The sequence below is a fragment of the Pedobacter frigiditerrae genome (assembly GCF_032678705.1).
GTDB lineage: Bacteria > Bacteroidota > Bacteroidia > Sphingobacteriales > Sphingobacteriaceae > Pedobacter > Pedobacter frigiditerrae_A.
In genome coordinates, this window is sequence record NZ_JAVTSS010000001.1 from 2,109,611 (window position 1) to 2,135,955 (window position 26,345).

The 26,345-nt window shown below is 38.6% G+C and carries 20 protein-coding genes; 2 read left to right on the forward strand and 18 right to left on the reverse strand.

The window, feature by feature from the left end; genetic code table 11:
* Positions 1 to 229: 229 nt before the first annotated feature.
* Positions 230 to 967, forward strand: coding sequence for a tetratricopeptide repeat protein (locus R2Q59_RS08225; RefSeq protein WP_316785101.1), 738 nt, complete (start codon positions 230 to 232; stop codon positions 965 to 967).
* A gap of 237 nt (positions 968 to 1,204) precedes the next feature.
* Here the strand turns inward: R2Q59_RS08225 and fbp are convergent, their stop codons facing one another.
* From fbp to R2Q59_RS08250, 5 genes are all read right to left on the reverse strand, one after another.
* The gene (gene fbp / locus R2Q59_RS08230) at positions 1,205 to 2,284 is read right to left on the reverse strand and encodes a class 1 fructose-bisphosphatase (protein WP_316785103.1); all 1,080 of its coding nucleotides are present in this window, start codon (positions 2,282 to 2,284) and stop codon (positions 1,205 to 1,207) included.
* A 23-nt stretch (positions 2,285 to 2,307) separates the two neighbouring features.
* A complete protein-coding gene (locus tag R2Q59_RS08235) occupies positions 2,308 to 2,799 on the reverse strand; it encodes a metallophosphoesterase family protein (protein ID WP_316785105.1) in 492 nt (163 codons plus the stop codon).
* A gap of 127 nt (positions 2,800 to 2,926) precedes the next feature.
* A complete protein-coding gene (locus R2Q59_RS08240) occupies positions 2,927 to 3,628 on the reverse strand; it encodes a tRNA1(Val) (adenine(37)-N6)-methyltransferase (RefSeq protein WP_316767726.1) in 702 nt (233 codons plus the stop codon).
* Between the two features lie 364 nt (positions 3,629 to 3,992).
* The gene (locus R2Q59_RS08245; RefSeq protein WP_316785107.1) at positions 3,993 to 4,295 is read right to left on the reverse strand and encodes a GIY-YIG nuclease family protein; all 303 of its coding nucleotides are present in this window, start codon (positions 4,293 to 4,295) and stop codon (positions 3,993 to 3,995) included.
* A 146-nt stretch (positions 4,296 to 4,441) separates the two neighbouring features.
* Positions 4,442 to 4,825 carry a VOC family protein gene (locus R2Q59_RS08250; protein ID WP_316785109.1) on the reverse strand — a complete coding sequence of 128 codons (384 nt, stop codon included), beginning with the start codon at positions 4,823 to 4,825 and terminating at the stop codon, positions 4,442 to 4,444.
* 101 nt (positions 4,826 to 4,926) lie between these two features.
* Here R2Q59_RS08250 and purL point away from each other — a divergent pair, with 101 nt between their 5' ends.
* Positions 4,927 to 8,625 (forward strand): phosphoribosylformylglycinamidine synthase, encoded by a 3,699-nt coding sequence (gene purL / locus R2Q59_RS08255; protein WP_316785470.1) that lies wholly within the window; start codon positions 4,927 to 4,929, stop codon positions 8,623 to 8,625.
* Positions 8,626 to 8,696: 71 nt separating this feature from the next.
* Here purL and R2Q59_RS08260 read toward each other — a convergent pair whose 3' ends face one another.
* The 13 genes from R2Q59_RS08260 to R2Q59_RS08320 form a co-directional block, all read right to left on the reverse strand.
* The gene (locus tag R2Q59_RS08260; protein WP_316785111.1) at positions 8,697 to 9,764 is read right to left on the reverse strand and encodes a heparin lyase I family protein; all 1,068 of its coding nucleotides are present in this window, start codon (positions 9,762 to 9,764) and stop codon (positions 8,697 to 8,699) included.
* 62 nt (positions 9,765 to 9,826) lie between these two features.
* Complete coding sequence (locus tag R2Q59_RS08265) at positions 9,827 to 10,957, reverse strand: glycoside hydrolase family 105 protein (protein WP_316785114.1); 1,131 nt, start codon at positions 10,955 to 10,957, stop codon at positions 9,827 to 9,829.
* Between the two features lie 10 nt (positions 10,958 to 10,967).
* Entirely contained in the window at positions 10,968 to 11,330 is a 363-nt protein-coding gene (locus R2Q59_RS08270) for a cupin domain-containing protein (RefSeq protein ID WP_316785116.1), read from the reverse strand.
* Between the two features lie 29 nt (positions 11,331 to 11,359).
* On the reverse strand, positions 11,360 to 12,187 hold the full coding sequence (locus tag R2Q59_RS08275) for an alpha/beta hydrolase family protein (RefSeq protein WP_316767738.1): 828 nt from the start codon (positions 12,185 to 12,187) through the stop codon (positions 11,360 to 11,362).
* A gap of 7 nt (positions 12,188 to 12,194) precedes the next feature.
* Positions 12,195 to 13,724, reverse strand: a complete 1,530-nt coding sequence (locus R2Q59_RS08280; protein ID WP_316785118.1) for a DUF4955 domain-containing protein — start codon at positions 13,722 to 13,724, stop codon at positions 12,195 to 12,197.
* A 25-nt stretch (positions 13,725 to 13,749) separates the two neighbouring features.
* Positions 13,750 to 15,183 (reverse strand): alpha-L-fucosidase, encoded by a 1,434-nt coding sequence (locus R2Q59_RS08285; protein ID WP_316785120.1) that lies wholly within the window; start codon positions 15,181 to 15,183, stop codon positions 13,750 to 13,752.
* Between the two features lie 29 nt (positions 15,184 to 15,212).
* Positions 15,213 to 16,721 (reverse strand): polysaccharide lyase 6 family protein, encoded by a 1,509-nt coding sequence (locus R2Q59_RS08290; protein WP_316785122.1) that lies wholly within the window; start codon positions 16,719 to 16,721, stop codon positions 15,213 to 15,215.
* A gap of 1 nt (position 16,722) precedes the next feature.
* Positions 16,723 to 18,123, reverse strand: coding sequence for a polysaccharide lyase 6 family protein (locus R2Q59_RS08295; RefSeq protein ID WP_316785124.1), 1,401 nt, complete (start codon positions 18,121 to 18,123; stop codon positions 16,723 to 16,725).
* 4 nt (positions 18,124 to 18,127) lie between these two features.
* Complete coding sequence (locus R2Q59_RS08300) at positions 18,128 to 19,333, reverse strand: glycoside hydrolase family 88 protein (RefSeq protein WP_316785126.1); 1,206 nt, start codon at positions 19,331 to 19,333, stop codon at positions 18,128 to 18,130.
* 33 nt (positions 19,334 to 19,366) lie between these two features.
* Complete coding sequence (locus tag R2Q59_RS08305; RefSeq protein ID WP_316785128.1) at positions 19,367 to 20,533, reverse strand: alginate lyase family protein; 1,167 nt, start codon at positions 20,531 to 20,533, stop codon at positions 19,367 to 19,369.
* Positions 20,533 to 22,680 carry a TIM-barrel domain-containing protein gene (locus tag R2Q59_RS08310; protein ID WP_316785131.1) on the reverse strand — a complete coding sequence of 716 codons (2,148 nt, stop codon included), beginning with the start codon at positions 22,678 to 22,680 and terminating at the stop codon, positions 20,533 to 20,535. Before R2Q59_RS08310 ends, R2Q59_RS08305 begins: the two co-directional genes overlap by 1 nt.
* 144 nt (positions 22,681 to 22,824) lie before the next feature.
* Positions 22,825 to 25,389 (reverse strand): glycoside hydrolase family 95 protein, encoded by a 2,565-nt coding sequence (locus R2Q59_RS08315; RefSeq protein WP_316785133.1) that lies wholly within the window; start codon positions 25,387 to 25,389, stop codon positions 22,825 to 22,827.
* Between the two features lie 66 nt (positions 25,390 to 25,455).
* Entirely contained in the window at positions 25,456 to 26,244 is a 789-nt protein-coding gene (locus R2Q59_RS08320) for an SDR family oxidoreductase (protein WP_316767756.1), read from the reverse strand.
* Positions 26,245 to 26,345 lie beyond the last annotated feature (101 nt).

The following is a 26,345-nucleotide window of genomic DNA, read 5'->3' on the forward strand; positions in this document are numbered from 1 at the left end:
CCAATTATTTTTTTCGCAAAGATACGGCAGCAAATCCATTATTCTAGGTGAAAAAATGAATAAACCGCAGTCTTTAGAAATCAATTGAAAACGATATACAATCCTTCCCACTACGTCAAGTCGTCAAAGCAAATTTGCCTTAACCCTCAACACTTTTGAAGCAGAAAGAAACAACACTTTTTTACTTTAAAGATATTACTTATTTTCAGTGCAAATTAACAACGCTCAAATGTTTGGCTACTGGAACGACTTTTATTTTATCCCTGTTATTTTACAAGTAATAACCATTATCCATGCCCTTAAAACAGGTAGAAGAGATTGGATCTACTTACTGATATTCTTACCCTTAATAGGTGCAGTAATTTATTTTTTCATGGAGTTGCTACCTGAACTAACCCAAGGAAGGTCTTTGAAAAAGTACGTTTTTCCAAAACAGCAAATTAATGAATGGGAAAGGAAAGTACAGATAGCCGACAGTATCACTAATAAGCTGGGGCTTTCCAAAGCTTATGCTGAGCAAAAACAATATGATAAAGCCATAAAATTATCATTAAGCTGCCTTAAAGGCGCTTATAGCAACGACCCTGCCATTTTGCTCCAATTAGCAAGGCAATACTTTTACAATAACCAATACGAAGAGAGCTTAGCCTATTTTGATCAACTTAATTTAAGGAATGGCAATAAATTGTTGATGCCCGAAGATGAGCTTTTATATACACGAGCACAAGAAAATATTGGCACACCAGAGCTTGCAGACAAAGGTTATAGACAAATCATACGTACACAACACTCATTGGAAGCGATGTACTATTATGGTCTATTTTTAAAAAAACAGCAGCAAAAAGCTGAAGCTCGTGAACAATTTCAGCGTGTTAGAAGTGAGATTAAACTCTTGCCAAAATACTTGCGCAGACGCAATGCTATATGGGCAAGAAAATCCATGAGAGAATTGATTGCTTTGAAGTGAGATAGTCTGGAAGTCCGAAAGTCCGGAAGTCCGAAAGAGAATAAGATAGTCGGGAAGTCAGAAAGTCCGGAAGTCAGAAAGAGAACAAGATAGTCGGGAAGTCAGAAAGTCAGTAAAGTCCGAAACACCAAAAGACAAAGCAAAGGAACTATATAATTCCTTTTAAACTTAGCGTCCTTGGCGTTCTTTGCGGTTAATTAATGAGTTGCGCCCAATGAACTATATTGAACCAATAAACTAATCAATCCCCCCTACTACGCCTAGTTGCTCTAATTTCTCTTCCACAATTTCATCAGCATTCATGGCGTTTACTGGAGAAAACTCAGCCATAAATTCTTCTGCCTTTTTAACCATTTTAGGCGAGCCAATAAATATCGAAGTTCTTTGATGTAACTCTTTGGGTTGCATATCCAATATCCTGTTCAAGCCGTCAGAAGCAACGCCTCCAGCCTGTTCAATAATAAAGGCCATTGGGTTACATTCGTACAACAACCTTAATTTGCCATTGGGCGATGATGCCGTGGTTGGGTAGATATAAATTCCACCTTTAATTAGGTTACGATGAATATCACCCACCATAGAACCAATGTATCTTGAGGTATAAGGTCTGCGGGTAGCAAAATCTTCCACTTGCGCATACTTGATATATTTTTTCACTCCTGCTGGGAAATGAACATAATTGCCTTCGTTAATAGAATAGATAATGCCATCTTCAGGAACTTTCATGTTAGGGTGCGACAAGCAAAACTCGCCAATGGATGGATCTAAAGTAAAGCCGTTCACTCCATTTCCAGTAGTATAAACCAACATGGTTGATGAACCATAAATTACATAACCTGCGGCGACTTGTTCTGTTCCTTTTTGCAAAATATCAGTAATTGTAGCGCAACCATCCACAGATTTTCTCCGATAAATTGAAAATATGGTACCAACTGCTACGTTCACGTCAATATTAGAAGAACCATCTAAAGGATCAATACACACAATGTATTTGGCGTTTTTAGAAACAGGCGAATCAATCGGCACAAACTCATCTTCTTCTTCAGTTACCACGATGCAACATTCGCCTCCACTGGTTAAAGCAGAAATAAATTGCTCATTGGCATACATGTCTAATTTCTTTTGGTCTTCTCCCTGTACATTTGTAGTACCTGCATCTCCTAAAATATCTACTAAACCTGCTTTATTCACTTCACGATTTACAATTTTTGAAGCAATTCCTATGTCTCTAAGTAATCTAGAAAGTTCCCCTTTTGCGTATGAGAAATCTGCTTGTTTCTCGATAATGAATTGACCCAGTGTAGTTATTCCAGCCATATTTACTTAGTGTATTTGTTACGTTATCTATTCCCTAATTCTATAACCTCTAAGGTATGTATTTTTTCTTCAGAAATGCAAAACCTAATTAAAGTTCTTACTTTATGCCAACCGCTTTTTCCAGCAGCACCGGAGTTAATATGCAAACATTTTATTTTTTCATCGAAAACAACTTTTAAAATATGTGAGTGACCACATATAAATAATTTTGGCGGCTTAGTGTAAATTTCTTCTTTTACTTGCGATGCATAACGATTAGGATAACCACCGATATGGGTCATCCAAACATCTACCCCTTCACAATTAAACCTTAAATGTTCTGGAAACTCAGCCCTAATCGTTTTACCATCTATATTTCCATATACGCCACGCAAAGGTTTAAAAGCAGCTAAAGGCTCTGCAACACCAGCTCCAAAATCCCCTGCATGCCATATTTCATCGCAATCGGCAAAGTATTTAAAAACAGCTTCGTCTAAATAACCGTGCGTATCAGAAATTAAACCTATTCTTTTCATTTTTGTTTTCGTTGTTCGTTGATCATTGATCGTTATCCTTAATAAATATGAGCGAAAAACGATAGACGAAAAACGATTTATTCTTCTTTCTGCTTTGCGAGCTCTTATTTTCTTTGCGGTTAAGCACCTAATATCCCAAAAAGAAATCCTGCAATAAATCTTTGTAAGCATTGCTATAAACCTTTTCACTTTTGTAAATGTAAAAGTTTTTAAGCTGCACTTTTGTTTGCTTTTTACTCAAACAAACAATCCATCTAAATGCTGCTTTTGAAATATCTGAGTGCAAATCAATTTGAGTTGTTAAATAAAGTCCCAAACTTTCTGCTTTTGCGATTAAAAGTCTAGCTTGTTTAACAGGTAAAATAAACCAGAAACTTCCTTGTTCAGTTAATAAGGAAGAAACTTTTAATATCAATTCATTAAAGAAGACTTCATCAGTATGCCTAGCAATTCCCTTTTTTTGTTCAGCGTTTTTTAAATCATTAACAAAGTATGGCGGATTTGAAATGATTAAATCAAATTTATTAGGATTGTTATATTGTTCTATTGCTGTATTGTTGATGGTTAAGCGATTACTGAAAACTGATAACTGAAAATTCTTGCTAGCAGTAGCTGATGCTTGTTCGTCTATCTCCACAGCTTCAATAAACGCATCTGGAAAACGCTGCGCCAGCATTAAGGCAATTACACCTGTTCCTGTTCCAATATCTAAAATGTGTTTAGGAGCAGTACTTTCTGCAATTGCTGCCAACAATACGCCATCGGTATTGATTTTCATGGCACAACCTGTTTGATCTACTTCGAATTGCTTGAATTTGAATATACTCATTAAGAAATTTACAATCTTTATTTTATGTTTCTATTTTGTTTTATCTCCAAAGAGCGTTTGTCATTCACAGCATCCTTGTCATTCCAAGTGATTTTGTCATTCAGAGCGCAGCGAAGAATCTATCTAGTTGAACTCTTCTCATAGATTCCTCCGAAGTCGGAATGACTGATTATTAGAGCGTTTGTCATTCACAGCATCCTTGTCATTCAGAGTGATTTTGTCATTCAGAGCGCAGCGAAGAATCTATTCGTTAGCTCCTCTCAGCAGATTCCTCCGAAGTCGGAATGACAGTTCTTATTAAAGAACATATCTTATTGCTCCCCTCAGCAGATTCCTCCGAAGTCGGAATGACAACACATTATCTTTACCCATCTATAGCTTCATCATTAAGAAATCTCCATTCTTTGTTTTCCGTTTCTATTAGTGCGTTCTTTTTAGCCCTTGACCAGCCTTTTATTTCTTTTTCTCGATCAATAGCATCATTAATATATTGATACCTTTCATAATAAACCAAATAAAAACAACTATATTTTTTAGTGAAAGAGGATGAGTTTTCTCCACTCTTATGTTGTTCGATTCTAATACCCAAATCATTTGTAACACCGACGTACAAGACCGTCTTATTGAAATTCGTCATTAAATAAACAAAGTAATTATGATCTCTCATGTTACAATTTTCCTGGTTTTTTCAATCATTTTTATTGTCAATAGAGTTTTTGTCACTCAGAGCGTCCTTGTCATTCAGAGCGCAGCGAAGAATCTATTCGTTAGCTCTTCTCATAGATTCCTCCGAAGTCGGAATGACAACGCGGATTATCGCTCATAAATTTCCAAAGGCAAACCATCGGGATCGGTAAAAAACGTAAACTGCTTCCCTGTAAATTCATCAATCCGTATGGCTTCAGTCTCTACACCTTTACTTTTTAGCAAATCACTCACCTTTCTTACATCATCAACTTCAAAAGCTAGATGCCTTAAACCAGCAGCCTCTGGTCGTGATGGCCTTGATACAGGATTTTCAAAAGAGAAAAGTTCTATCTGATATAATCCATTAACTGCTAAATCTAATTTGTAAGATTTTCTTTCTGCCCTGTAAACTTCAGCCAATATCTCAAAACCTAATTTATTGACATAAAAGTCTTTAGAAACTTCATAATTTGTACAAATAATTGCGATATGATGAATGCGGTTGAACATTTGATAAGTTTAATATTTCTTAATGTGGAAAACCCCTTAATTATTACATTAATTGTTCAAAAGTAGGTAATATTATCCCTCGTTTAACTGGCATTTTTAAAATTTTAAAGCTAAATTTGCATCTTCAAAAAACAAGCATGATTCATTTCTTCTTAAGTCAATCCGACGAGGTTTTTGTTCTACAAACAGAACAGGCCCTTTCAGCAACTGATATTACAAAACTTGAATGGTTATTCGGCGGTGCCAAAAAACAAAATGAAACTGCGCTGAGCGGTTTTTTTGTTGGTCCACGTGCAGCAATGATTACCCCTTGGAGTACAAATGCCGTAGAAATTACGCAGAACATGAGCATTTCGGGCATTATCAGAATTGAAGAATTTAAAAAAGTAGCAGAAGATTTTTCTGGTTACGACCCAATGCTTTCTCAGAAATACCAAGATTTAACACAAGCTGTTTTCACAATTGACATTAAACCTGAGCCAATTCTTGAAATTACCGATATCGCCGCTTACAACAAACAAGAAGGTTTATCCCTAAGCGATGAAGAAGTAGAATACCTAGTTTCTTTAGCTAGTAGACTAGAAAGACCTTTAACAGATTCTGAAGTTTTCGGTTTCTCTCAAGTTAACTCAGAACACTGTCGCCATAAAATTTTCAATGGTAAATTTGTGATTGATGGCGTAGAGCAACCTACTTCACTATTCAAATTAATCCGTAAAACATCTGAAGAAAACCCTAACGATATTGTTTCGGCTTATAAAGATAACGTTGCCTTTATTAAAGGTCCAATTGTACAGCAGTTTGCACCAAAACGTGCAGATGAGCCAGACTATTATGCTTTAAGCGACTTCGAATCGGTTATCTCTATTAAAGCAGAAACACATAACTTCCCTACTACAGTTGAACCTTTTAATGGTGCAGCAACTGGTTCTGGTGGCGAGATTAGAGATAGGTTAGCTGGTGGACAAGGTTCATTGCCTTTGGCAGGAACTGCAGTTTACATGACAGCTCTTTCTCGTTTAGAGCAAGACCGCCAATGGGAAAAAGGTGTGGAAGAAAGAAAGTGGCTGTATCAAACCCCGATGGATATTTTAATCAAGGCATCTAACGGTGCTACAGATTTTGGAAATAAATTCGGTCAGCCGCTAATTACAGGCTCTGTATTAACATTCGAACACGAAGAAAACTCTCGCAAGCTAGGTTACGATAAAGTAATCATGCTAGCTGGTGGTGTTGGATATGGCAAGGCTAGTCAAGCACAGAAAAAGAAACCACAAGAGGGCGATAACATTGTAATTCTTGGTGGCGAAAATTATAGAATCGGAATGGGTGGTGCAGCAGTTTCGTCTGCTGATACTGGCGAACACGGAACCGGCATCGAATTAAACGCTATTCAACGTTCAAACCCAGAGATGCAAAAAAGAGCGGCAAACGCTGTTCGTGGAATGGTAGAAAGCGACCACAATACAATTATCTCTATCCATGACCATGGTGCAGGCGGCCACTTAAACTGTTTATCTGAACTGGTAGAAGAAACAGGTGGATTAATCAATTTAGATAAACTTCCGGTAGGCGACCCAACACTTTCATCAAAAGAAATTATTGGTAACGAATCTCAAGAAAGAATGGGATTGGTTATTGGAAACGAACACATTGCAACATTACAAAAAATTGCAGATCGCGAACGTTCGCCAATGTACACGGTTGGTAAAGTAACTGGCGATCATCGTTTTACTTTCAAATCTGAAACCACTGGGGTAAAACCGATGGATTTAGAACTAAAAGACATGTTTGGCAGTTCTCCAAAAGTGATCATGGCCGATCAAACGATTGATAGGAAATATCAAGCTGTTGCTTATGATAAAACTCAATTAAACACTTACTTAGAACAAGTTTTACAATTAGAAGCTGTTGCGTGCAAGGATTGGTTAACTAACAAAGTTGATAGATGTGTTGGCGGTAGAGTTGCCAAACAACAATGTGCTGGACCATTACAATTGCCACTAAACAACTGTGGTGTAATGGCATTAGATTTTCAAGGCAAGGAAGGTATTGCAACTTCGGTTGGTCACGCTCCCCTATCTGCTTTAATTGATGCTGGTGCGGGAAGTAGAATTGCTATTGCAGAATCGCTTTCTAACTTAGTTTGGGCACCATTAAAAGATGGCTTAAAAAGCGTTTCGCTTTCTGCTAATTGGATGTGGGCTTGTAAAAACGAAGGCGAAGACGCAAGATTGTACGAAGCGGTTAAAGCTTGTTCAGACTTTGCCATTGATTTAGGAATCAACATTCCGACTGGAAAAGATTCACTATCAATGAAACAAAAATATAAAGATGGCGATGTAATTGCTCCTGGAACCGTTATTATTTCTGCAGGTGGTAATTGTAACGACATTACTAAGGTAGTCGAGCCAGTTTTGCAAAAAGATGGTGGTTCAATTTACTACATTAACCTTTCTAATGATGCTTATAAATTAGGTGGTTCTTCTTTCGCTCAAATCTTAAACAAGATTGGCAATGAAACGCCTGATGTTAAAGATGCCACTCAATTTAAAAAGACATTTAATGTTATTCAGGATTTAATTAAGGCTGAGAAAATTGAAGCTGGACACGACATTGGCAGTGGAGGTTTAATCACTACTTTATTAGAGCTTTGTTTTGCCGACCGCGATTTAGGGGCAACTTTAGATTTAACTAGTTTAGGCGAAGCTGATAACATCAAATTGTTGTTCTCTGAAAATATTGGCATTGTTTTTCAGGCAGGTGCCGATGTAGAAAAAACATTAAGCGAAAGCGGAATAACTTACCATAAAATTGGTGAAGTAAGCTCAACAGCAACTTTAAAAGTGAAAAACTTTGAGGAAGAGTTAAGTTTTGACATTGACAGTTTACGTGACGTTTGGTTTAAAACTTCTTACTTATTAGATAAAAAGCAAAGTGGAGCTGTAAAAGCGAAAGAGCGTTTCGATAACTACAAAAATCAACCTTTACAATACAATTTCCCAACGCAGTTTGATGGTAAAAAACCTGTAATAGATGAAACTAAACCCCGTCCGAAGGCAGCAATTATACGCGAGAAAGGTAGTAACTCTGAGCGTGAATTAGCTAATGCAATGTATTTAGCTGGTTTTGACGTGAAAGATGTGCACATGACCGATTTAATTTCTGGCAGGGAAACATTAGAGGATATTAAATTTATTGGAGCCGTTGGTGGTTTCTCTAACTCAGATGTTTTAGGTTCGGCCAAAGGTTGGGCTGGCGCATTCATGTACAACGAAAAAGCGAGAATTGCATTGGAGAATTTCTTTAATCGCGAAGACACACTTTCTGTTGGTGTGTGTAATGGTTGCCAGTTATTTGTTGAGCTTGGTTTGATTAATAAAGACCACGAACAGAAACCAAAAATGTTGCACAACGAAAGCCATAAACACGAAAGTATTTTTACTTCGTTAACCATACAAGAAAACAAATCTGTCATGCTTTCTACCTTAGCTGGCAGTACTTTAGGCGTTTGGGTATCGCATGGCGAAGGAAGATTCCTATTGCCATACACAGAGGATAAATATCAAATCGTTTCTAAATACGCTTACGAAAGCTATCCTGCTAGTCCGAATGGCTCTGATTATAACACTGCAATGCTATGTGATGAAACTGGAAGACATTTGGTCATGATGCCTCACATTGAGCGCTCATTGTTCCAATGGCATTGGGCAAATTATCCAAAAGGCAGAAAAGACGAAGTTTCGCCATGGATGGAAGCATTTGTAAATGCAAGGAAATGGGTGGAGAATCAAAAGTAATAAAAGATTAAAAAATCAAAATCCTCGACAAATTGTCGAGGATTTTTTGTTATAGTTTCCTTTTGATATCATTAATTTACAGCGACGACAACTGAAGAAATACTATCGTTAAAACCGATATCGGTTAAACAGTCTTCATCAGCAGTCAACGTGGTTACCGTACCAGTATAATTATTGCTTTTGTAAATGGTTATTTTCAAACCTGCAGGTACTTTTATCGAAGAAGCATCATCATTGACTACACCTAAAGCAGCTAATTGCGACATGGTATAAGACCCTACACCTAAACTAGCGCTCCAACCTCCATAGTTACAATTCTGATAGATGCTTACGGTAGAAGGAGGTGGTGGTGTGCCAGCAGCTTCTGCATAAGTACTTGCAATTCTGATGTGTTTTACAAAATGTGTAGCCTGTGAATCATCGCCACCATACACACCCCATTTTGGATCGCAGTAATCGCTATCCAAGGTTCTGCAGTTGTAACGTTGCGTACCATTGCTTAAGGTTTGTTTAACCCCATTGTACCATAACTCTACATAACCAGTAGTGGCGCTGTAAGAAGCATTAATGCGCATGGTAATGTCAGTCCAAGTACTCGTTACAAGTGGTGTAGACCACAATACAAAAGCCGTGTGACTGGCATCAAAATACTGTAATTCTAAATTACCATTTTTGGTCCTGAGCATCAAAGGGTGGTTCGCCAATGATCCTTCCGTTGGATAAGACTTCCATTGCCAAATGGCTTCTGTTTGTAGTGAAGTAGGCATATAAATTTTACTTTGCCAGCCTACATAAAAATTAGTGCCTTCTGGAGCGCTAAAGCCAACAGAGCCATGTCCTTCTGCCCTATGGCTTCCTGCGGGTTTAAGAAATTTCCATACTGGTGTACCAGTTTCGTCGTTCACAACGGTAACAGTACCACTTTGTTCTACGTTAATTGCTTTCCAAACTGCAGCACTGCCAAGCGAAGCATCTCCATTGTGATAAACAGATTGGTCGGTTACAATCTTTGTGGGGTCTTTTGGAGATGTTAGGTCTTCTGCATTTAGCGCTGTAGTGTCAGCCTCAGCGTTTTTCTTGCAGCTTTGCTGGGTTAAGGCAAGCGCAACAACAAGCATAATGATGTTGATTTTTTTCATGATTTTGGTTTTAATATTTGGTTAATAATAGTTTGCACGTCAAATCATTTGTAGGATATTGTTTATTGTAAAAAGGCAGCCGCAGTCCATAACAAAGGTGCCTGTCCGTGCAGGTCGCCAGTGATGCGTTTTCGGTCTAAATAATATTGGAGGTCGTTTTTCTTATTTGTTCCTTCGCATACATCGCTTACATCGGCATTGCCATCAATTTTAGCTACTAAGGCCAGCCAAGCTTTGCGTACAGCTGGCGCATATTGTTTTTGGTTTAACCAACCTTTTTTAACGCCTGTTACCATGGCGTAGGTAAACATGGCCGTACCAGAGCTTTCTTCCCATGATGCGGGCATATCTATTAATTGTCGCCACATGCCAGATGTTGCTTGGTATTTTAACAACGAGCTCATCATCACTTGGTAGCCTTTTAAAATCCTTGGTCTATTCGAGTGGTTTTTGGGCAATGAGCTTAAGATTTCGGCCATACCTGCTGCCATCCAACCATTGCCCCTTCCCCAAAAGAAAGGTACATCTGGCGCATGGTAAAACAGTCCGTTTTTTTGCTGTAGAGAATCGAGGTAAACCACCATCTCTTTGGCGGCACGATCCAAATAGATTTGATTACCCGTAGCCCGATAAGCTTGTGTTTGTAAGGCATTGATCATGAACATATCATCAATCCACATTCTGGTTTGCCAAGTAAGCCCTCGACCATAGAAAACATGCGATTCGGGAACTACTCGTTTACCTTCTGGTGGCCCCCATTGTTTATCGGCTATGTTTTGCCCCATGACCAAGTACCTTTGTTCTTTGGTTTGTCTGTAAAGTTCTAAGGGAACAGCGCCAAAAACACCATAATCTACGTGGTCTGGTATAGGGATGAGTGAGGCCTCTTCTCCAAAAAATGGCTCGAAGCGTTTAGCCAATTGCACTTTTAATGTTGTATCGTTGCTTTCTTTGGCAAATTTTAAGGCGCCATACCAAGCACAGGATTCTGGATAGGTAATTACTTTTGGTGGTGTGGGTCTACCGAAATTGGTATGCGGTGTAGCAACAAAACGATCTGCAATGCGCTTTCCGATAACCAAAGGCGATGCACCTTTAGGCCAATTTTTAAATTCATTTACCGATTGTTTGGGCTGAGCAAGGGCTGTTGCGCTAAAAAATAGCGCAATCAATATAGATATGTTCGTTTTCATTTCTGAGGGATTAACTGATTGATTTATTGGAGGTAACAGGTAAAAAATCTGCTCTATGCGGACTAAAAATATCGATTAACATACCTGGTTCTAGACAGATGCAGCCATGTATCTCGTGAGGTGGAACATAATAACCATCTCCTTTTTTAATGGTCTTTTTCTGATCACCGATGGTCATTTCAAAAACGCCACTTTCTACATAGGTTACTTGGGTATGATGATGTTCATGCAATTGCCCTACAGCATCTGCTTCGAACTTTACTTTCACTAACATGACGTTTTGATCATGGCCGTAAAGTTGTCTTTTAATGCCATTTCCTAAATCTTCCCATTGGATCTCGGAGTCGAACTGAAATAAACTTCCTTGTAACATAGTTTAAATTTTAGGGTTTATGAATGAGGTTAATGTTTAATATTGGATACGCTGTTTCGGTAAATAAAATCGGCAATGGTGGCAGGTTCTTCAATCGGGAAATGATGTCCTTCTAAGCTTTGTACGCCTTTAGTCATGGGAATGACAGTGGCCGTCCCTCCTTTTAGGATGTAATTCTGCACCAATAACATGGTATTTTCAGCGACGGGCACTATGCGATCATCTAAACCAATTACGTGCAAGATGGGCACTTTTAAGGCGGCTAACTGATCTAAATTGTCTTTGGGTTGATCTTTATACTGCTTTGCTTCTTCTTCTGTTAAATTGTACACAGCTAGTAATTTCTTCCAATCGGCAGCCGAACCTTTACTTGTTCCTTTACCGCCTGGCCAACTGTTGAAATCGCAAACTGGTGCCTCTGCATAAATACAGTTTACCTTAGTAGGATTTCTTTTTGCCCAACCGTAAACATATAAACCACCACGACTTATTCCTTCCAAAGCGACTTTTTGGGTGAAGCCTTTTTTGGCAACAAGGTATTTGTAAAACTGATCCCAGCTATCTAACGCTTTGGCATGTCCAAATAAATCATTGGTTTGGAGATAGGCAACATGGAAACCTCTTTCTAAAAGGATGCTATCTGGTTGTGTATGCCAATCGGGGAAATAAGCTTTCCAAACCCAAGGATTACCTGTTATGGCCTTTTTGGGAGCGATTACCCAAGCGGATAGCCCATTGAATTTAAATTCTGTTTTATCGAAATGATGCCACTTCACTGTTTTTTCTTCAGTGATGTTTTGCGCCATCACTGAATAAGTAAAACCGAGATAAAGAAGAAATAAAAAGATGTACCTCATGATTAGCTCATTTAACAATATTTTTCCCAGTTAAACGCAAGGCCAATTGCGCTTCAAATAAAGATTTTGGCAATACTGCTTTACCTTGATTTTGGTTCAATCCAACGTTTTCAAAAGTTACTTTTCGGTTTGACTGGAAACCAACCAATAAGGGTTGAGCAATGGTATAATTGCGTCGCCTACTCAAATCCCAGAAATTATAAGCCTGGTCTTTGATAGATTGATGCTGAAAATTCCATAATACCAACTGTTTACCATGATGTGGATGCCCAGGTTCAGGACCGCCTAGGTTATAAAACACCCCACCTTTAATATCGTCATACAGTGTGGCAAAAGGTTGACCAGAATGTATATCGATATTTTGATCCTCACCTAGCGTACATTGCGTAATGACTGTACCCACAGCGCTGTAACCTGTACCAGCTCCATGGTGTTGTGCGCCATTGAAATTGCAGTTTTTGATCAATACGCCATAACCTGTTCTTGCATGTATGGAAGCATGCCCTTTTTTGCCTTTAAAATCTACATTAGCTACTGTTACTTGGTAACCTGAACGGATAAACAAACCTTCATTCCAATCGCGGAATTCACAGTTCCTTACCCAACTATTTTTAACATACTCCATCCCTACTGCTTCATAAGCATAATCATGGATGGCATTTTTATGGTGGATAAATTCTTCATTATATGTTTTCCAATTACTGGTAAACAGGATGTCTTCAATACCACATTCTTCGATAAAATTGTAACTGGTTAATTCAAAGGCTGCACTTTTTACCATCCTCACATCAAAATGCAAAGGATTTTTAAACTTTACCTTATTACCTTCAATCTTTTCAATGGTATGAATTTCGTTGATCAACATTCCTCCTTTTTCACCAAAAAGCCTTGTCCACTCTGGTTTCAATTGCAGAGGCGCAAAATAGATCTTAGTAAACTCTTCGCTTCGGTGGCGAATCACCACATCTTGACCAAGCTTTAAAGCCGAAACATCTGCCACTTCTACCCAGAAACTTTCACGATCAGCATCATTGGTGATAGTTGTTAATGTTTTAGTACTTGTATTGGCAGGTTTAAATTGTATTTGTCGACCATTGATGCGCATTTTGTCTTGGTAGATTTCAGTTCCACCTGCCCCAACACCACTACCCTTTAATACAATGTTACTTTTAGAGATCAAGATATGTTTGGTGCTGTCGGTATCTTTAGCAAGCAGGTATTTTCCTGGCGGGAAGAATACCACACCACCATTTTCATTTTGCTCTGCCGCATGAATGGCTCGCTGAATTGCTTCATCATCGTAATTGGCATCGTTAGGTTTGGCGCCATAATCAACCACATTAAATCTCTTTTTACTCGATACATTTGGGATTTCCTTCTCAGAGAAATGATAACCAGCATAAGAAAAATCTGGTAATAAAGGTGTTTTACCTGTTTGTTTAGCGTTCACAAAATCTACCCAAGCTTTGGCTACTTCTTGCGCAGACAATGCATTGGTTAAGGATAAAAACAATACGATTACTATCAGTTTTTTCATGATATTATTAATGAGCTATAATTATTTAATCTATCGCTCCTGTTTTCATTTTAGCTGCAGGCTTCAGGTTTTTTGCTTTTACATCCCCAGCTACTTCCAACTTAAGGACAGTAGCAATTTGATCTACAGCTTTTGCTGGTACTTGAATGGTAATCACATCTCCTTGTGCACTTGCTTTTAACTTTTCGCCATTGTACAACAAGCTAGTCGCCACTATTTTATTGGATAATCCCGATACTTTCAACTTCCCATCTTTTGGCCAATCAAATACAGAGAGGTACAAGGTGGTATTGTTCTTCGTACTTTTTTTGGTGATACGTCCCCAAGGCATTTCTGCTAATGGGTTAGCTGTTGTGGCATAGATAGCTTCGTGATTTACTTTCATCCAAGCGCCAATGTCTTTTAAGCGATCAATGCTTTCTTGCGGAAAAGAACCGTCTGGTTTTGGACCTACATTAAGCAAATAATTTCCTCCCTTTGATGCGATGTCTATTAAATTTTGAATCAAGGTGGTTGATGATTTCCATTTTTGATCTGATTTACGATAACCCCAAGTACCATTCATCGTCATACAGGTTTCCCAATATTGCCCGTCTAATTCGCTTAAATCTGGTATTTTCTGCTCTGGCGTTTTGGTATCACCTAAGAAGTTTGGACGTTTTAATCTGTCATTTGTAATGATTTTTGGCTGAGATTTTAAGGCATCTTGTAGTTTCAGTGCTGCCTCATCTGTCATGTTAGTTGGGGTATCCCACCAAAGCACAGCAATTTCACCGTAATTGGTCATCAACTCTTTTAACTGTGGTACCGCAACATCATTGATGTATTGATCAAATGTTTTTGTATCCTGCACAGGATCCCATTTGCCTTTATGAGCTGCAGTATAAGCATCCACTTTTGCACTATCAGGATTAGGCCATCCTTCACGCATCAATTTACGGGCAACTGAGCCACCTGCATTGCCCCAATCTTGTGCTTGTGAGTAATAAAACCCTAGTTTGATACCGTATTTTTTGCAGGCTTCTGCTAAAGGTTTTAATAAATCTTTTCCATAAGGTGTAGCATCAGTGATGTCCCAATTACTCGCTTTAGAATTGAATAAAGCAAATCCGTCATGGTGTTTTGCGGTAATGATCAAGTATTTCATTCCTGCATCTTTAGCTGTTTTCACCCAAGCATCAGCATCATATTTTACCGGATTAAATTGTTTAGCGATTGCTTTATATTCGACTACAGGAACTTTCATTCTATTCAAAATCCATTCGGCTCCACCTTTTGCTTGCTCATGACCATTATACTGACCCGCCATTTGTGCATATACCCCAAAATGGATAAACATACCGAAACGAGCTTCTGTCCACCATTTCATTCGTTCTTCTTTGGAGAGCGTCTGTTGCGCATTGGCGGATGATATGGCCAATAGACATACAAGGAATAAGCTGCTTAATTTTTTGATCATGATCTATAGTTTTATTATCGTATGCTTAATTAATTTTTGATGGTTAAAGCTGCACCTAATGTTAAACGCGGTGGCCCGATGTTTACAGACTTTAAAAGCGCTTTATGTAAATCATCTAATACACTTGACCCTACGTTGTTCGATTGAAAAAAGGAATAGGAACCTTTAAAACCACCTAAGGCAATACTGCCCGCAGCAGGAAAATAGGTATTCAATTCTATCACACTCAGTTTAGGGTCGGCTTGCAAAAAACCAGTTGGCAATACCAATGTTTGCCCACTACCCATCCCAAAGGCGATATTTCCATCATACACAAAGTTTTGTGGCTGATCTGTATAGGCCATCGCAATGCCTCCTTTTGCTTGAATTAAATTGTTGGCAATGGTACAGTCTGCAGGCGGAACAGTTCTTCCATTCCCACCCTTGCCAGCGCCTATATCAAAACCTTGTGCACAATTCACAATGGTGTTACCTACAATCTTTGCATTTTTTACTTGAAAATAACCACTAGGTTCAGAGTTAGGTACACCATCTAATATAGAAATGGCACAGGTTTGTCCGGTGGTGGCAATGCCTTGTAAATAGTTGTTATAAACAAGATGGCTTTCGCCGATGATGCGAATACCACCAGCATCCTTTACATCATTACCAACAAAATAGTTTCCATATACCTCGGTACCATTGCCATGACGAAGCGACAAAGTTCCTCTACTTTCGAAAAAGAAGTTATTACGGATGATGTTTTTACTCATCTTATTGGAAATAATCTCTGTTTCACCACTGCAATGTTCAAAGATGTTTTCCTCTATCAGTACTAAAGCTTCGCTGAGGTAATAATCTGAAGTACCTACCCTAATCGTTTCGCCACCATTATTGCCTAAATCGGCTCTAGCTCCAAAATAGTTATGGTCTATCCTATGACTTATGGCTGTTGTTGCTCCCCACAATACTACAGTAGGACCTTGATGCGCTTTTCCTTTCAAGTAACAATGGTCTAGCCTATTGTTTTTACCATTCATAGAAATCCATCTGTAATCAATGGTCTGGTCTACCGGACTATAATCAACTATGGAAGTATTGGTTAACCTACAGTTTCTTGAAGCCGAAGTAAAATCAACTACATTCAATTTTGAAACACCCAAATCACCATTGGCAAAATTAAGACCATCTACTACCAACCATTGTCCATCAATAGATAAGGAAGAAGTACCTTTTAGGTTAACATCACCAGCTTTTTCCGCTATCAATACGATTGGCAATTGAGCGGTACCATTCCCTATAAAAACTAAACGTTGGTTATTCCAATCGCCAGATTTCATCATCACTGTATCTCCGGCATTTAAAGTAAGTGCACTTAACTCGGTAGCAGAACCAATGATTTTGCAAGCAGTACATTTAGGTTTACCTATTACAGGGGGTATTACAGGAACTTGAGGGTCGGGTGATTGCCCACCTTTTTTACAAGCGCCTAATAATGCCACAGCTGCAAATACAGCTATGAAACATTTAATTTCCCTAAGAGATAATGTGAATGCCATGTTACTTGCTTGCTATTGTTATCTTATTGGTGTTTAACCATGTTGGACCAATGTTTTTCTGTGTTAAAATCGACAACTGCTCTTCATTTAAACTTGCGCCAACATCTTTTTGCTTGATGAAAGAGAAATTTCCAGCGAATGCACCTTTTACTGCACTAGTTGATGCAGGTTGCCATATCACATCTGTCTTTTTAAGTTGGGCATCCACTTTTTTAAAGCCTGTAGGCAAGATTGTGGTTACACCATTTTCATCTACCATGTTTCCATTAAAGGTTACATCAGCAGTTTCATCAACCATTGTTACGCCATTAGTTACCTTGCTGATTAGGTTATTAGCAATCATAACTTTTTGAGGTGGTAAAATCCGCTCTGCGTTTTTCCCTGCACCTACAGAAAAGGCTTCTTTACAATCTACAATGGTATTGGCTACAACGGTAGCATTTTTAACTTGCCAATGGCTTACCAAAATGGGATTGGGTAGTCCGTCCATGACCGAAACGGCAGCTCTTAGACCTGTACCTGTTAAACCTTGCAGATAGTTATTGTAAACATTGTGGTGTTCTCCGATGATCCTGATACCACCGGTGTCTTTAATATGATTGCCGATAAAGATGTTTCCAAAAACAGCATTATAATTGCCATGTCTTAAGGTTAATGTACCAACACTTTCATAGAAGAGGTTATTAGAAATGGTATTGCGACAAGATTTTACCGAAACAATTTCTGTTTCCCCATTACACTGGGCAAAGATGTTGGCATTAACTATAGTAAAAGAATCGTACATAGACCAAGTACTGGTTCCGATACGGATAGTTTCTCCACCATTGCCATTAATATCTGGTCGTGGACCGAAATAGTTATGGTCTATTTGATGATAATTAGCACTAGCCGAAAGCCATACTACAAGAGTTGGACCGATATTGGTTTTGCCTTCAAAATAACAATGATCTACGCGATGGCGGCTACCATAAAGCGACACGAAAGTATATTCCTTAGCCTTATCTGTTGGATTGTAATTAACTACACTTGAATTGCTTAGGCGGCAGTTAGAAGAATTTTCAGCAAAGAGGATCACATCTTCACCATTGGTAGCGCCATCTTTAAAATTTAAACCATCTACCAACAACCAAGCTCCTTCTATTTTAATGGATGATGTGCCTGTGAAGTTAACTTTCAGCGCATTTTCTGCTTTTAATAGAATTGGATTTTGACTAGTGCCTTTTCCTTTAAAAACCAACTGTTGGTCTTTCCAATTGCCATTAGCAAGCATCACCTGATCGCCAGGTTTTAAAACCAATTGCGCAAGCTCAGCAGCTGATTTAACAGTATAGTTCTTTGAAAAACCTTGTAACGCAAGACTTACCAAACAGCAGGTTAAAAAAAGCTTAAATCTCCTATTCATGATGTTAATTCTTTAAAGGTTTAATTGGGTTTTTACTTCTCAATAAGGCTTCTAGGTAATAATAATCGGCATAACTTAAAGGCACATCTACCTCAGAGTTGCTTGGTTTAGAACCAGTGCTGTGCAACAAAATAAAGCCAAATGCTGAGCCTATAGGTGCAATGTATTTAGAAGCTAGGGATTGCAGCATTTGATCTGCCTTGTTACGATAATTCTTTCCTTCTTTACTATAGTTAGTCAATTCATATAATGCAGATGAGATCACCGCAGCAGCTGATGCATCTCTTGGTTCATTAGGAATGCCAGGTGCGTTAAAATCATAATATGGCACTAAATCTGCAGGTAAGTTCGGGTGGTTGAGGATAAACTTTGCTACGTTTTCTGCCTGTTTCAAGTATACTGGGTTTTTCGTATATCTGTAACACATCGTATAACCATATATCGCCCAAGCTTGTCCACGAGCCCAAGCAGATTCGTGACTATAACCTTGATGGGTATTTTTCTTTAATACTACACCAGTATTCGGGTCGTAATCTATTACATGATAAGAACTGTAATCCGCACGAAAATGATTTTTCATTGTTGTATTGGCGTGACTGACTGCAATTTTATAGAATGATGAATCGCCTGTCAGTTTTGTGGCTTCAAATAAAAGCTCCAAGTTCATCATATTATCAATAATCACTGGATTAACCCACTTATCCCTGCTATGATCCCAAGACAAAATCACGCCTGTTTTTGGGTTGAAACGGGTAGACAATGTTTTGGCAGCGGTAATTAATACTTCACGGTAGCTAGGGTCATTGGTTAAACGATAACCGTTGCCAATGCTACAATAGATTTTGAAACCCATGTCATGCGTTGTTCCATTGAGCTTTTCTTTTTCAATGGCTGCTGAATATTGCTTTGCTGCTGTTAACCATTTTGTATTGTGATCATATTCATACAAATACCACAATACACCTGGGAAAAATCCACTGGTCCAATCTTTAGATGCAACCAACTTTAGCTGCTCATTCTCTATTGTTCTTGGTGAAACAAGTTCTGGTTTTGCACTGCTTTTGGCCTTTTCTACTTCTTTTAATAACGTTTCGGTTTGCTTAGAAGCGTGGTTAAAAGCCTGTTTAACGTCGTTTACCTGTTGGGCAATGCAACTAGTATTTATAAGGGCTAAAAATGTGATGATATAAATCGATGTCTTGCGTATCATTTTGTCTATGGTATTTAGGTATTCGTGTTTTTATTAGTTTAACCAGATATAGGGATGGCGAATAGGCAGGTTCCTGATCACTTCTTCAACATTTGGTTGATGTTCGAGCTTTTTCCAAGTATTCAACCAATCCGTATCGCGATAAGCATTAGCACCCATGACTAAAAAGGGTTGTGCTACAGGCCAATTTTCCCAATACATCACATCCTTTTTAAAAGGCCACTTATTTTTATCTGCTACAAATGGATATAGGAATGTTATTCCCTTTTTAATTGATCGGCCATATTGGGTTTGGTAGTTCCATAAATCATTACCGTTTACCGATAATATTTGGCAAATCATGGTCATGGCATCAAGGTTAAAAATGGAATAGCCAAAAGGTTTGGTACGGGCAAGCTCTAATGGAAAACTTCCGTCAATCGCCATTTGGTCTGGCAACAGCACGTTTTTATAGCGTTCCCTGCAAAAATCAAGTAACTTTTTATCTCCAGTTAATGTAGCAAATGAAGCCACTTGCATGACCCAACACGTACCATGGTTGTTTTTAGCATTTAATTCATCCTTACCATATTGATGGCTTGTTAACCAATTGAGGTAATCAGTAAACCACTGTTTGATGGTTTTTAAAGTTGAGGGTTCGATGGCTTGTTGCATCACTAATATACCTTGTGCAACTTCCATCAGTTGAATGGTATCGATGATACCAATACCTCGACCAGTAAACCTACCTTGTATGGCTTGCGCATATAACAGGTTAGGATTCATCAGCGTTGCTGGATCACTAAACCACGCTTTTAAATGCACCACTGCGGCTATTGCATATTTTTTCTCGCCAGTCAGTTTATAAGCCGAAGCCAACGCACCAATAATGCGACTGAATCGAATCATCGCTAAACGATGTGCTACAAAAATCTCAGGATTGGTTAATCCGTCTTTTTGAATGTATGGACCAGTTGGGTTTTGAGGGTCTGGCCACCAATAATCGCCTTCAGAAAAGAAATCATGTTTGCCACCAGCACTCCTACTAGAGCTTTGTGCGGTAACCGTAACCGCTTTTTGTTTCATTGCCCAAGCCGCCTCGCTTAGGATTTGTTTTTTTAATGTTTTTGCTACATCGTTTGCATAGGATTGCGCCAATACATTGCTTGAAGTGCTAATTACACAGAAAAATAAAATAAAGGTAAACCAAAGTTGTTTCATTATTTAGTCATTAAAGTCCATGTAATTTTACCAATTGTATTTGGCTTATTTTTCTCTGGCGCCGAAATTGTTCCTTTTAATCCGTTGCCAAGCCGTTGCACTTTTAGCTCTCGCCAGCTGTATTGTCCTATCTCATAGTTGAAAGTCTCCCCATCATCATCATATAAATGATAAACACCTGTTTTCTCTCCGTAATAACGTATTTCTAAGTCAACCTTTTCTCCAACTTTTGGGGCGTGGAGCATTGCTGGCATCATCGGGATTATCCCTCCATCTTTTACAAATACAGGAATTTGATCTAATCCCGGGGTAATTGTTATCACCGTACCATCGCCCACGAATACACCTGTATAAAAATCATACCATCGCCCTTTGGGCAATACCACTTTTCTTGTTACCTGACCAGTAAACATAGGTGCTACCAAAAGGTATTCTCCAGCCATGTATTGATCCTTAATTTCTTTTGAAGTTGCTTCTGCGTAAGGATTTTCTTCGAGGTTAACAGTAGTAGTGGCTTCTTTTTTAGGCTCTTGGTTAAATCCATCTTCTAAGTTCATGGCCCTAAAAGGAGGAGTGCCTTCAAAATGATATTTTGCAAATTCAGTATACCAATAAGGCATCATCCTCATTCTTAATAAAGCAAATTCCTTTACTTGCTTTTCTACATCAGGATAAGTCCAAGGTTTGGTGCCACTAGACCAAGCATTGATCATGGCCATGGGCGAGAATACATTCGATTGAAATCTCCTTAACCATTCTTCTCCAGTTTTAGAGGCACGAACTTCAGGGGTCCATAACACACCAGCGAAACCACTATTAATTAATGCTGTGATAAAGTCTTCGTGGTTGTAATAATCATTATATATCACATAAGGGAATGAAGTTCCTCCTCCATTTGATGCCCTTACTAAGCCAAAAGTTCTTTGGTTGCGTTTCTTAAATATCTCTGCACTGTACCTTTGCATGAGCAGACCATAAGTTTGTCGCATTTGCTCGGCACTCAATCCTGATGGAAAAGTAGCCACATCAGGCCAAAGGTAATGGTCGTAGCCATCTACCTCATCTATCTTATAACCGCTTACACCTATGTCTACCTGATTTTTTTGTAACTGCGAAAAGAAAAGTTCCCTCGCCTTTGGCAAGCTTAAATCTGGCACTGCACCGAGCCAAACCGTATGTGAACTGGTTAATGGAAGTATTTCCTTGTAAAATGGTGCTTGAGGAGAAACATAAGGATTGAGCCACAAATTAAGGCGTATGCCCTTATTTAGCATATCGGTTACGAACTTTTTAGGACTAGCAAAACGAGTACTGTCCCAAGTAAATGTTCCGGGATAGGCTTTGCTTTGCCAGCCTGGTTCAAGACCAACAAAATCAAGTGGATAACCTTTTTCAGTAAAGGCATTTACTTCTTTTTCTACATCAGCTGCTGTAGATTTAGTCATTACTCGTTGTGTAAACCCTAACCCCCATCTTGGAGGTAAATAACCACCTCCGTTAAAGAGGTTATACCTTTTAACAGCATCTAAAGGTTTTGGTCCAGCAAAAACATAAACTTCTACCCCAGCAGCAGGAACCCAGATTTCCACTGCATCTGAATAAGGTCTTGAAGACCATGTTTTATCGGTATTTCTATCTTTTGGTGTAGGGAAGTTCTCACTGTCTTTTCTTACGCCAGTTCCTGCCCATACTTTAATGTATCTGGCAGAATTGATAAAGACGCCATAACCTTTGGAAGAGATGTAAAATGGCGTTGGTGCATGGGTACGTCCATTGTCTTTTCCACCATAATGATCTACGTGTAATTCGAGAATTTTACCACGTTGATGTACGGTTTGAAAGTTTAGACCGAAACCATAAAGCTGTTCGTTTTTTTCGAGTGGGAACCGTAATTGTGTTTTTCCATCATTAAGACTTGCTACGATGGCTTGTGGCAGAAAAGGAAAGTCTGCTTTACCTAGTTTTGTTAATGCATCTAAATTTGGTGTAGCTCCAGCTGCCTTTAAAAGATCGTAGATTTCTGGTGTACCGATAATCCCTTTCCAAACACCTGGTGCAATTTCAGTCCAGCTGATATTTTGGGAGCGGGCAGAAAAAAATTGCAATAGCAATAGCACAATACACGTCAGTATTCTAACAGCCTTCATTGTTTTAGTATATTTGGTTATATGCAAATAAGGGATAAATAACGAAGATTTATTCTGTCTTTTTACCTCATTAATCAGCAATATTTACATCAATAGTAAATGATTGAATTAATCTCTTGTTTATTGAACTGAATTTGGCTAATCTTATTTGATCGGAACAATGTTGTAAGATTTCCCCTTCTCTGTTTTAAAGTTAATGGTATAACCATTGTTTACGTTAAGTTTTTGAAGTTTTGCCCTTGTTTGGTTTTGATAAGGAGTTTGCTCAAAATTTGGCATTAAGGCATTTGATGTATTTCCTCCCCCATTACCAATTGACACTTCTACTAACTTCACAGGAATAGGTGTTCTTAATCGGCAGTTGCCACCAATAATAGATTTAATTTTTGCCGTACTAAGCTTTCCCTTTTCCCAAACAATGTCTATTTCGAAATTTCCCCTGGCTTTAATTCCTTTGATGGAACCACTAGGCCAAGCATCAGGTAAAGCCGGCAATAAACTAATTTCACCTTCATGGCTTTGCATTAACATTTCTGTGATACCTGCTGTACCCCCAAAATTACCATCAATTTGGAATGGTGGGTGTGCATCAAAAAGATTTGGATAGGTTCCACCGCCACTCATCTGCGCTTTGTTTTGCGTTGGGTCTATATAGTTAAAAGCTGTATTTAAAATCTCGTAAGCGTGATTTCCATCCTTCATTCTTGCCCACCAGTTTATTTTCCAAGCCATAGACCAGCCTGTACTGATATCGCCTCTGTGAATAAGCGTTTGTTTAGCTGCTGCGGCCAGTTCTGGTGTTTGAAGTACTGATATCTGGTTGCCAGGAAATAGGCCGAATAAATGTGAAATATGTCGGTGTGTATCTTTAGGCTCATCCCAATCGCCATACCATTCTTGCAATTGTCCGTATTGACCAATATGATAAGGATAGAGTTTACTTTTGGCAGTTTCTAGTTTAGTTCTAAATTCAGCATCAATATTTAAAACCTTTGTAGCTTTAATACAATCGTTAAACAGTTCTCTGATAATAGAAATGTCCATTGTACTTGCCAAACTCAATTGGTATTCCTTGCCTTGTATCTTTACTGTATTTTCTGGAGAGGTAGAAGGATTGGTAATTAAGTATCCACTTTTAGGATCTTTAATTAGCCAATTTAACAGGAACTGCGCTGCACCTTTAATTAATGGATAAGCATCTTTACCTAAAAAAACCTTGTCACCAGTATACAGGTAATGCTCCCATAAATGTGTACTTAGCCAGCCACCAGCCATAGGCCAAGCCGACCATCTTGGTGCACCTTTTGGATCCCAATCGTAACCACCAGGAGGAGATGTTTTTGCCCATAGATCAGAATTGTGATGGGCAGTCCACCCTTCTTTAATATCGTAGTTTACTTTTGCTGTTTTAGCACCGTTAACGGCTAACTCTTTCATGAAATCGAATAAGGGTTGATGACATTCTGAGAGATTGGTGTTTTCCGCCAACCAATAATTCATTTCGGTATTGATATTGGTGGTGTAATTACTGCCCCATGGTGGAATGATTTTATCGTTCCAAATGCCTTGCAAATTTGTTGGTCTAGATCCTGGTCGTGAACTGGCAATCATCAAATAACGACCGAATTGATAATATAATACTTGCAGTTGATGGTCGTTTTTATTATCCTTGAACTTCAAAAGACGTTCGTTGGTTGGGTATTTGAACAACTCTTCATTACCTCCCAAGTTAAATGCAACACGATTAAACAGCTGTTGATAATCGTTAATGTGTGCGGCTTTAAGTTGCGCAAAAGACTTTAGAAATGCATTTTGTAATTTACCTTTAGCTTCAATAGCAGGATCTTTACCTTCAAAACCTGGAGATTTATCAAAACCATTAAAACTTGTTGCTTCAGATAGATACAGGGTAACTGAGTTTGCATCCTTAACTGTCAGCTGGTCTCCATTTGCCTTTACGCTACCACCATCCAGTTTTACTTTTACATGGATTTCAAAGTTCATCCCCTCTCCTTTTGGATCTTCATCGTATGCCACTTGAAAAGGTTCGTAATCACGATTGGCAACGTGTTTAGGTGCTTTACCTTTTAATGTTAAATAATCATCAGCCGTTGCTGAGGTTTTAAAACGCAAGAGGCTCGAAAGGCCTACAGAAAAGTTTAGCGCACCTTTTTGATCTGCTGTTAAATGCACCACCATTATTTGATCAGGAAAACTAACTAGCGTTTCGCGGGTATAGGTCACATTCCCTACTTTATAACGTACAGTGGAAACTGCATTCTGGAGGTTCAAATCACGATAGTATGTTGTGGCAACAGTATCTTTTAGATCGTAGTTGATGGTCAAATCTCCCAAGGGAAGGTACCTGGCCGAATATGGGCCTTGCATCTTTCTCCAAAGTGTGGTCGCTTTATTATAATCGCCGTCAAATATTGCTTTACGCACCTGCGGAAGTACGATTGGCCCATCTGGATTATTCCCAGAGATTGGATAACCAGACCATAAGGTATTATCGTTTAACTGATATCTTTCTTTTTTAATGCTACCAAAAACCATTGCTCCAGTTTTACCATTACCTAAAGGCAAGGCTTCTTCCCAAGCAATTGCTGGGCGATTGTACCAAAGCTTTAGATCTGCCAGTGTTTGCACATTTTGACCACTAGCCTTAAATGCACAAAAAAATAAGATTAGAAACAGTAATCGATTCATATTTAAAGATTATAAATTTAAAGAAAATACGCAATCCAACTAATGCGCTACAGGTTTAACTAGCACTTACTGATTGGCAAGTGCTCGGTCTAAATGCACATAACCACCATCTACATAAATTAACTGCCCAGTGGTATGGCTTGATTTATTGCTCAATAAAAATGCGGCTGTATTGCCTATTTCTTCAGCTGTAGTCATTCTATTCTCAAAGGGAATTCTAGACGTGATCTCTTTTAACATGGCATCTGGATTTTCTAAAGTTGTAATCCACTTGGCATATTGCGGTGTCCAACATTCTGATACCACAACTGAGTTTACCCTAATTCCATATTTCAAAAGCTCTACTGCCCACTCTCTGGTTAATGCATTTCTGCCACCATTTGAAGCTGCATAGGCAGAAGTATTTCCCTGACCAGTATCAGCAGTTTTTGAAGTGATGTTTACGATAGCCCCTTTGCTTTTTTTCAATTCAGGTAAGGCATGGTGCACAATTAGGTAATAGTGTACCAAATTGCTATGTAAACTTTTCATGAATCGCTCGTAATTTCCATGTTCTAGTCCAACCCCATCATTTAAACCAGCATTATTTACAATGCCATCTATCCTGCCAAATTCATCAATTACACTTTTCACAGCCATTTCAGATGCAGCTGGATCACTTAATTCTGCCTGAATTGCAAATGCTTGTGCACTGTAAGATTGCAATTCTTGTACGGCAAGCTCGTTATCTTGTTTATTTCTACCAATTACCACAGGGATAGCACCTTCAGCAGCCAATACTTTTGCAACACCTAAACCAATTCCCTTCGCTCCGCCTGTTACAATAATTACTTTATCTTTTAATTCTAAATTCATTTTTTCGTTGTTCGTTTCTTGTTTGTCATCCTGAGCTTGTCGAAGGACGTAGCTATTTTTTCAATTTGTTGTCATCCTGACCTGTACCGATCCGATAGCTA